Source organism: Clostridium sp. DFI.5.61, assembly GCF_024462915.1.
Classification (GTDB): domain Bacteria; phylum Bacillota; class Clostridia; order Oscillospirales; family Oscillospiraceae; genus Lawsonibacter; species Lawsonibacter asaccharolyticus.
In genome coordinates this window covers 1-6,938 of the sequence record NZ_JANGBZ010000097.1, presented here as the reverse complement: position 1 = coordinate 6,938, position 6,938 = coordinate 1, and the positions used below count along the sequence as shown (strand labels likewise).

Here is a 6,938-nt window from a genome sequence, read left to right as displayed (position 1 = left end):
CCCCCCCCCCCCCCCCCCCCCCCCCCCCCCCCCCCCGTTTCTGTCTTCTTATTCTCCGTAATAGGCCTTCAGGTACATCTCCTTGATCTCACTCATCAGGGGGTAGCGGGGGTTGGCGCCGGTACACTGGTCGTCGAATGCCTGCTCCACCATCTCATCCAGGTGGTCCAGGAAATACGTCTCGTCCACGCCGTAGTCCCGGATGGTGGCCTTGATGCCCACCCGCGCCTTCAGCTCCTCGATGGCGGCACACAGGTTATCCAGCTTCTCCTGGTCGTTCCCGCCCCGGATACCCAGGGCGTCCGCCACCTGGGCATAGCGCTCCAGGGTGTGGGGGTGGTCATACTGGGGGAAGGTGCCCATCTTGGCCGGGACCTGAGCGGCGTTGAACCGGAGCACGTGGCAGATCATCAGGGCGTTGGCCACTCCGTGGGGCAGGTGGTGGAAGGCACCCAGCTTGTGGGCCATGGAGTGGCACACTCCCAGAAAGGCATTGGCGAAGGCCATGCCCGCCATCGTGGCGGCATTGGCCATCTTCTCCCGGGCCTCCGGGTCGCTGGGGCCGTTGTCATAGGCCCGGGGCAGGTAAGTGAAGATCATCTGGAGGGCCCGCAGGGCGATGCCGTCGGTGTAGTCGGTGGCCATCATAGAGGCGTAGGCCTCCAGGGCGTGGGTGACAGCGTCGATGCCCGAAGCGGCGGTGAGCCCCTTGGGGGCGTTCATCATCATGTCCGCGTCCACGATGGCCATGGTGGGCATCAGCTCATAGTCCGCCAGGGGGTACTTCACCCCGGAGCGCTCGTCGGTGATGACGGCAAAGGGGGTCACCTCAGAGCCGGTGCCGGCGGAGGTGGGGACGGCGATGAAGGCGGCCTTCTCCCCCATCTTGGGGAAAGTGTACACCCGCTTGCGGATGTCCATGAATCGCATGGCCATGTCCATGAAATCGGCCTCGGGGTGCTCGTACATCACCCACATGATCTTGCCCGCGTCCATGGCAGAGCCGCCGCCGATGGCGATGATGCAGTCAGGTCCGAAGGCCCGCATCCGCTCCGCGCCCGTCTTGGCACAGGCCAGGGTGGGGTCGGGAGCCACGTCATAGAACACGTCATAGGCGATGCCCATCTGGTCCAGCTGGTCGGTGACCGGCTTAGCATAACCGTTTGCGTACAGGAACTGGTCGGTGACAATGAACGCCCTCTTCTTGTCCATCACCTCCCGCAGCTCCCGCAGGGCCACGGGCAGGCAGCCCTTCTTGAAATACACCTTCTGAGGTGCCCGGAACCAGAGCATGTTCTCTCTCCTCTCCGCCACGGTCTTGATATTCAGCAGATGCTTGACGCCCACGTTCTCCGACACGGAGTTGCCGCCCCAGGAGCCGCAGCCCAGAGTCAGGGATGGGGCCAGCTTGAAGTTGTACAGGTCGCCGATGCCTCCCTGGGAGGAGGGGGTGTTCACCAGGATGCGGCAGGTCTTCATCCGCTGGGCGAAGCGGTCCAGCTTCTCCCGCTGAGTCACCGCATTGAGGTAGATGGAGGCAGTGTGGCCGTAGCCACCGTCGGCCACCAGGCGGTCGGCCTTGTCCAGCGCGTCGTCAAAGTCCTTGGCCCGGTACATGGCCAGCACGGGGGAGAGCTTCTCGTGAGCGAACTCCTCAGAGGGCTCCACGCTGTCCACCTCGCCGATGAGGATCTTGGCGGTCTCAGGCGTCTGAATGCCGGCCAGTTCGCCGATGCGGTGGGCGCTCTGGCCCACGATCTGATTGTTCAGGGAGCCGTCGATGAGGATGGTCTTTCGGACCCTGTCCGTCTCCTCTCCTTTCAGGAAGTAGCAGCCCCGGGCGGCAAACTCCGCCTTCACCTGGTCGTAGATGGGGTCCAGGACGATGACGCTCTGCTCTGAGGCGCACACCATGCCGTTGTCAAAAGTCTTGGAGTGGATCACCGAGCTGACCGCCAGGGCCACATCGGAGGAGCTGTCGATGATGGCGGGGACGTTGCCAGCGCCCACGCCCACGGCGGGCTTGCCGGAAGAATAGGCCGCCTTCACCATGCCTGGTCCGCCGGTGGCCAGGATCAGGTCCACCTCCGCCATCAGCAGGCCGGTGAGCTCCAGGCTGGGCACGTCGATCCATCCCACGATGCCCTCCGGCGCGCCGGCGGCCACCGCCGCCTCCAGCACCAGCCTGGCGGCGGAGACAGTGCATCCCTTGGCCCGGGGGTGGGGGCTGATGATGATGCCGTTGCGGGTCTTCAGGGCCAGCAGCACCTTAAAGATGGCGGTGGAGGTGGGGTTGGTGGTGGGGATCACCGCACCGATCACCCCCACAGGCTCCAGGAGCTTCTTCACGCCAAAGGCGGGGTCCTCCTCCACCACGCCGCAGGTCTTCACGTTCTTATAGGTATTATAGATATATTCTGAGGCGTAGTGGTTCTTGATGACCTTGTCCTCTACGACCCCCATGCCGGTCTCCGCTACAGCCTCCTTGGCCAGAGGGATGCGGGCCTGGTTGGCCGCCATGGCAGCGGCCTTGAAAATGGCGTCCACCCGTTCCTGGGAATAGCGGGCAAACTCCTGCTGGGCCTGACGGACCCGGGTCAACAGTGCCTCGAAGCTCTCTTTGCTGTCTACCACAGAATACTGGGCTTTCTTTGCCATATCGCTGTATCTCCTTTCCAAATGGAGCGGTGGCCCGCCCCTCAGAATCGTTAATTTTTTAACGATTCTATTGTCAATATTTTAACAAACATTTTGTCATTTGTAAAGAGGAGATTTCCATGATATCTTTTCTCTTTTTTTGTGAAAATCGCCCAAAATGGAGAACTCCGCTCTGGTGACCTGTTTCCGCATGTCTTCTTATTTCCGGAAAGATCTAAAAAACCTCTGGTGTACCGTGCCGCCGCAGGGGCCCCCTTCCATCCAGTCAGGTCAGCAGAACGGACGTGTCCCCCGCCGCACGGTGAACGGAAGGCTACGCACCATGCAGAGGCCGGTCTCCCCAGTGAGCCGCCCCCCAGTATAATAAGCGCATGATATGCGCCCCTGCACAGGCCCCCGGAAGGCCGCCGGGCGCTCCCTCGATCCGGGGCGCTTGGCCCGGGGCCGGAAACTGCATCATTTTCGCCCTTGACATTTCCTCGGAACCTGTTATAAAATAAATGCCGCTCGCTCGGAGGGCAAGTCATTCGCTGGAAATGATGAGCCGGATAAGGCGGCAGACTGAGATGTCTGCTGAACTTATCCGGCTTTTGTTATGGCGCGGACCACCCGGACTGCCGGGGCACAGCCTTTCTCCGGGCCGCGACAAAATACTCAGGAGGAATGATAAAATGGGACGACCGCGCAGCTTGACGGAGGGGAACATCTTCAGCTCTCTGATTCGTTTTGCCGTTCCGGTTCTCTTCACACTGTTCCTGCAGGCGCTCTACGGCGGCGTGGACCTGCTGGTGGTGGGCCAGTTTGCCCAGACGGCGGACGTCTCCGGCGTGGCCACCGGCAGCATGCTGCTCCAGACTGTCACCATGGTTGTCACCGGCCTGTCCATGGGGATCACCATTCTGGTGGGGGAGCGGATCGGCCGGCGGGAGCCGGAGGATGCGGGCCGCGCCATCGGCGGCGGCATCTGCCTGTTCGCCTGCTTCGCCGTCCTGCTCACTGCCGTCCTGGTGGGTGGAGCCGAGGTACTGGCCCGGCTCATGCACGCGCCTGAGCACGCGTTCCATCAGACGGTGCTGTACATCCGCATCTGCGGGGCCGGCTCCCTCTTTATTGTGGCCTACAACGTCCTGGGCTCCATTTTCCGGGGGATCGGCGACTCCAGGACCCCTCTGCTCACCGTTGCCATCGCCTGCGTCATCAATATCTTCGGGGACCTGCTCCTGGTGGCCGGGTTCCACATGGGGGCCGCCGGGGCCGCTCTGGCCACCGTGGCCGCCCAGACCGTCAGCGTGCTTGTCTCCCTGTTCCTGATCCGCCTGCGCCGCCGGTCTCTGCCCTTCGCTTTCTCCCGGCGACACCTGCGCTTCCACCGGGACATTATCGGCGCTGAGCTGCGGCTGGGCACGCCGGTGGCCCTCCAGGAGCTGCTGGTGGGGACCTCCTTCCTGCTCATCCAGGCCATCGTCAACTCCTTCGGCGTGGCGGCCTCCGCCGGCGTGGGGGTGGCGGAAAAGGTGTGCGTCTTCATTATGCTGGTCCCCTCCGCCTATATGCAGTCCATGTCCTCCTTTGTGGCCCAGAACATGGGGGCGGGCAACCCGATCCGGGCGAAAAAGGCCCTGAAGTATGGCATCCTCACCTCTGTGGCGGCCGGCCTGGTGATGGCCCTGCTCACCTTCTTCCACGGTGACCTTCTCTCCGCCATCTTCTCCCCCGACCCGGAGGTCGTGGCGGCCTCCCACAGCTATCTGAAGGCCTATGCCATCGACTGCATGCTCACTCCCTTTCTCTTCTGCTTCACCGGCTACTACAATGGCTGTGAAAAGACCCTGTTCGTCATGATCCAGGGTATTATAGGTGCCTTCTTCGTCCGCATCCCTGTAGCCTATCTCATGAGCCGCATGGCGGGGGCCACCCTCTTCCAGATCGGTCTGAGCACTCCTGCCTCCTCTGTGGTCCAGATCCTGCTCTGTCTGTCCATGTTCCTCTTTCTGGAGCGCCGCTCCGCTGGACAGAGCCATGCCTCTTTGAAAGGAAGTGCCGATCCATGAAGATCATTACCGTCAGCCGGGAGTTCGGCAGCGGCGGCCGGGAGCTGGGCAAGCGGCTGTCCGACTGCCTGGGCTGGCCCTACTACGACCGCGAGATCATCTCCGCCGTTGCCCGGAGGAATGCACTGGACGAGGGCTATGTGGAGGATGCGCTGGAGCAGGGCGACTTTCGCGGCGTCCCACTGACCATCGGTCGCACCTTTGCCTATCTCCCCTCCATGCCCCATGACTCCCGGCAGCTGCTTCAGGAGCAGCGCCGCGTCCTCCGGGCCCTGGCCGCCCACGGGGACTGCATCATTGTGGGCCGCAACGCGGACCTGATCCTGGCGGAGCACCGCCCCCTGAAGCTGTTCGTCTACGCCGATTTGGAGTCCAGGCTCCGGCGGTGCCGGGAGCGCAGCTCCGACGACGAGCGTTTCACTCTCCGAGAGCTGGAGCGGAAGCTCCGGCAGGTGGACCAGCACCGGGCCCGGCACCACGCCATGCTCTCCGACCTGCCCTGGGGGAGCCAGGAGGGGTATCACCTGTGCGTGAACACCACCGGCCTGTCCCTGAAGACGCTGGCCCCCCTGGTGGCGGAGTATGCCCGCTCCTGGTTCTCCCATCAGGGGACCCCCTGACCCGCGGCCGAAAAAGAGACTGTCGAAAAAGTCTCAGGCTTCAAGTGTTTCCCCCGACGCACATGCCGCCGGGGAAAACAGGTCAGAACTTGATTCGCGCCTGCGGGCGCGAACTACGCGAGTCTTTTCCCACAAGCTGAGCGCCCCGGACGCCTGAAAAGGCGTCCGGGGCGCTTTTCCCATCACCGCGTCAGCTGCGGATCAGGCAGATGCTCATCGCGCTGATCTGGGGCGGGATACTGGCGGTCATCACACCGTTATAGGTGATGAACACCTGATTGCCTACGGCAAAACAGCCCGCGATGGACGTATTCACAAGGACCTGCTGGGATGTGCTCTGGTCTTGGACCAGGAGCTGACCGTTCCCCACCTGGAGGACGGTGGCTTGCATCGTTGTCAAAAGGATCACCTCACATCAAGTGGATGCACCCCCATTATATGCCGGAGCCGGGCGGGTGTGCCTCCCGGGGCCCGCCAGGAGATCCTGGGGCAAGGTGTACGGCACCGGGCAACTGAGAGGGCCGTCCCGCCACACTTAGGGGGATATCCCCGGCCGCATGGCGGCACAACAGTTCAGAGAGGAGAGAACACAATGAGCTTGTATCCAAACAAGATCCAGGTGGACGGCGTTCCCTGCGGGCTGATCCTGCGGGGAAGCGCCAACGGGACCTATCTGGCCGTCTTTGAGCGGGAGATGGCGGAGCTGGCCCGTATCGAGCAGATCGACTGGTCCCGCCCCGCCGTTGTGGGGGAAAGCCCGCTGCCCGCAGGGTATGGCTTCCAGGTCCGGGACATCCGGTACGCCCACGCTACCCGCAGCTACACGGTGCTTCTCCAGACAGCGGAGCAGTATCTGGGGGATGTGGCCGGCTTCCAGGCCCAGTTGGGGGAGCTGGAGGAGACTCTTCAGGAGAAGCAGGCGCTCCTCCAAGAGCAGGAGTCGATGATCGCGGCGCTTGAGCAGGCAGGCAGCGCCGCCCAGCTGCGCTCAGAGCTGGAGGATGCCTATCAGAAGGGGGTGGAGCTCTGTGGCTGACATCGTGACCCTGGCCCTGGAGGAGCTGGAACACCGGGGCGGGGCAGACGCCCTGGCCCTGGCAGGGCGGTCTGTGTCCGGCGAGGCCGACGGCACCGCCCTGATCGCGGAGGAGCAGGCCATCCCCACCTGGCGCCCCCGCTCCTATCTCACGGAAGAGACTCCGGTGGGCAAGCCCTACCGGTGGAACGGACAGGTCTACCGCCTCTGGCAGCAGCACGACGCCACCGGTCAGCCAGGCTGGAGCCCGGACTTGGCTTTCTCCCTGTGGGACATCTGCCACACCACGGACCCCGCCCTGGCCAAGGACTACCTCCCGCCTCAGGGTAGTCGGGGACTGTGGCAGACGGGAGAGTGCTGTGTGTTCGGCGGACGCGTCTGGCGTTCCCGTCAGGATAGGAACGCGTACAGTCCTGGCGAACTGCCGGCAAGCTGGGAGGATCTAGGCTCCGTCCAAGGGAGCTCCTTCTCCTGACAGGCTGTTCCAATCCTATTTTCTCTCGTACCTTATCGATCGACTGGGGGGGGGGGCGCGGGGGGGGGCGCCGCGCCGGCCTCCAACGTGGTGCGGGA

At 63.5% G+C, this 6,938-nt stretch carries 6 protein-coding genes; 4 read left to right on the top strand and 2 right to left on the bottom strand.

The window, feature by feature from the left end; all coding sequences use genetic code 11:
* Positions 1–48: 48 nt before the first annotated feature.
* Positions 49–2,658 (bottom strand): bifunctional acetaldehyde-CoA/alcohol dehydrogenase, encoded by a 2,610-nt coding sequence (adhE, locus tag NE584_RS18915; RefSeq protein WP_256183503.1) that lies wholly within the window; start codon positions 2,656–2,658, stop codon positions 49–51.
* A 671-nt stretch (positions 2,659–3,329) separates the two neighbouring features.
* Here adhE and NE584_RS18910 point away from each other — a divergent pair.
* Both NE584_RS18910 and NE584_RS18905 read left to right on the top strand, forming a co-directional pair.
* Positions 3,330–4,709: an MATE family efflux transporter gene (locus NE584_RS18910; RefSeq protein WP_050622627.1), complete on the top strand. Its 1,380-nt coding sequence runs from the start codon at positions 3,330–3,332 to the stop codon at positions 4,707–4,709.
* Entirely contained in the window at positions 4,706–5,329 is a 624-nt protein-coding gene (locus NE584_RS18905; protein ID WP_256183502.1) for an AAA family ATPase, read from the top strand. Before NE584_RS18910 ends, NE584_RS18905 begins: the two co-directional genes overlap by 4 nt.
* A 190-nt stretch (positions 5,330–5,519) precedes the next feature.
* Here NE584_RS18905 and NE584_RS18900 read toward each other — a convergent pair whose 3' ends face one another.
* Entirely contained in the window at positions 5,520–5,729 is a 210-nt protein-coding gene (locus NE584_RS18900; protein ID WP_133248257.1) for a hypothetical protein, read from the bottom strand.
* A gap of 192 nt (positions 5,730–5,921) precedes the next feature.
* Here NE584_RS18900 and NE584_RS18895 point away from each other — a divergent pair, with 192 nt between their 5' ends.
* The gene (locus tag NE584_RS18895) at positions 5,922–6,365 is read left to right on the top strand and encodes a hypothetical protein (RefSeq protein WP_108979679.1); all 444 of its coding nucleotides are present in this window, start codon (positions 5,922–5,924) and stop codon (positions 6,363–6,365) included.
* Positions 6,358–6,840 (top strand): hypothetical protein, encoded by a 483-nt coding sequence (locus NE584_RS18890; protein WP_256183501.1) that lies wholly within the window; start codon positions 6,358–6,360, stop codon positions 6,838–6,840. Before NE584_RS18895 ends, NE584_RS18890 begins: the two co-directional genes overlap by 8 nt.
* The last annotated feature ends 98 nt before the right edge of the window (positions 6,841–6,938 follow it).

Coding starts and splice junctions, on each gene's coding strand:
- adhE (WP_256183503.1), bottom strand. CDS start 2,658: ATGGCAAAGAAAGCCCAGTATTCTGTGGTAGACAGCAAAGAGAGCTTC.
- NE584_RS18905 (WP_256183502.1), top strand. CDS start 4,706: ATGAAGATCATTACCGTCAGCCGGGAGTTCGGCAGCGGCGGCCGGGAG.
- NE584_RS18910 (WP_050622627.1), top strand. CDS start 3,330: ATGGGACGACCGCGCAGCTTGACGGAGGGGAACATCTTCAGCTCTCTG.
- NE584_RS18895 (WP_108979679.1), top strand. CDS start 5,922: ATGAGCTTGTATCCAAACAAGATCCAGGTGGACGGCGTTCCCTGCGGG.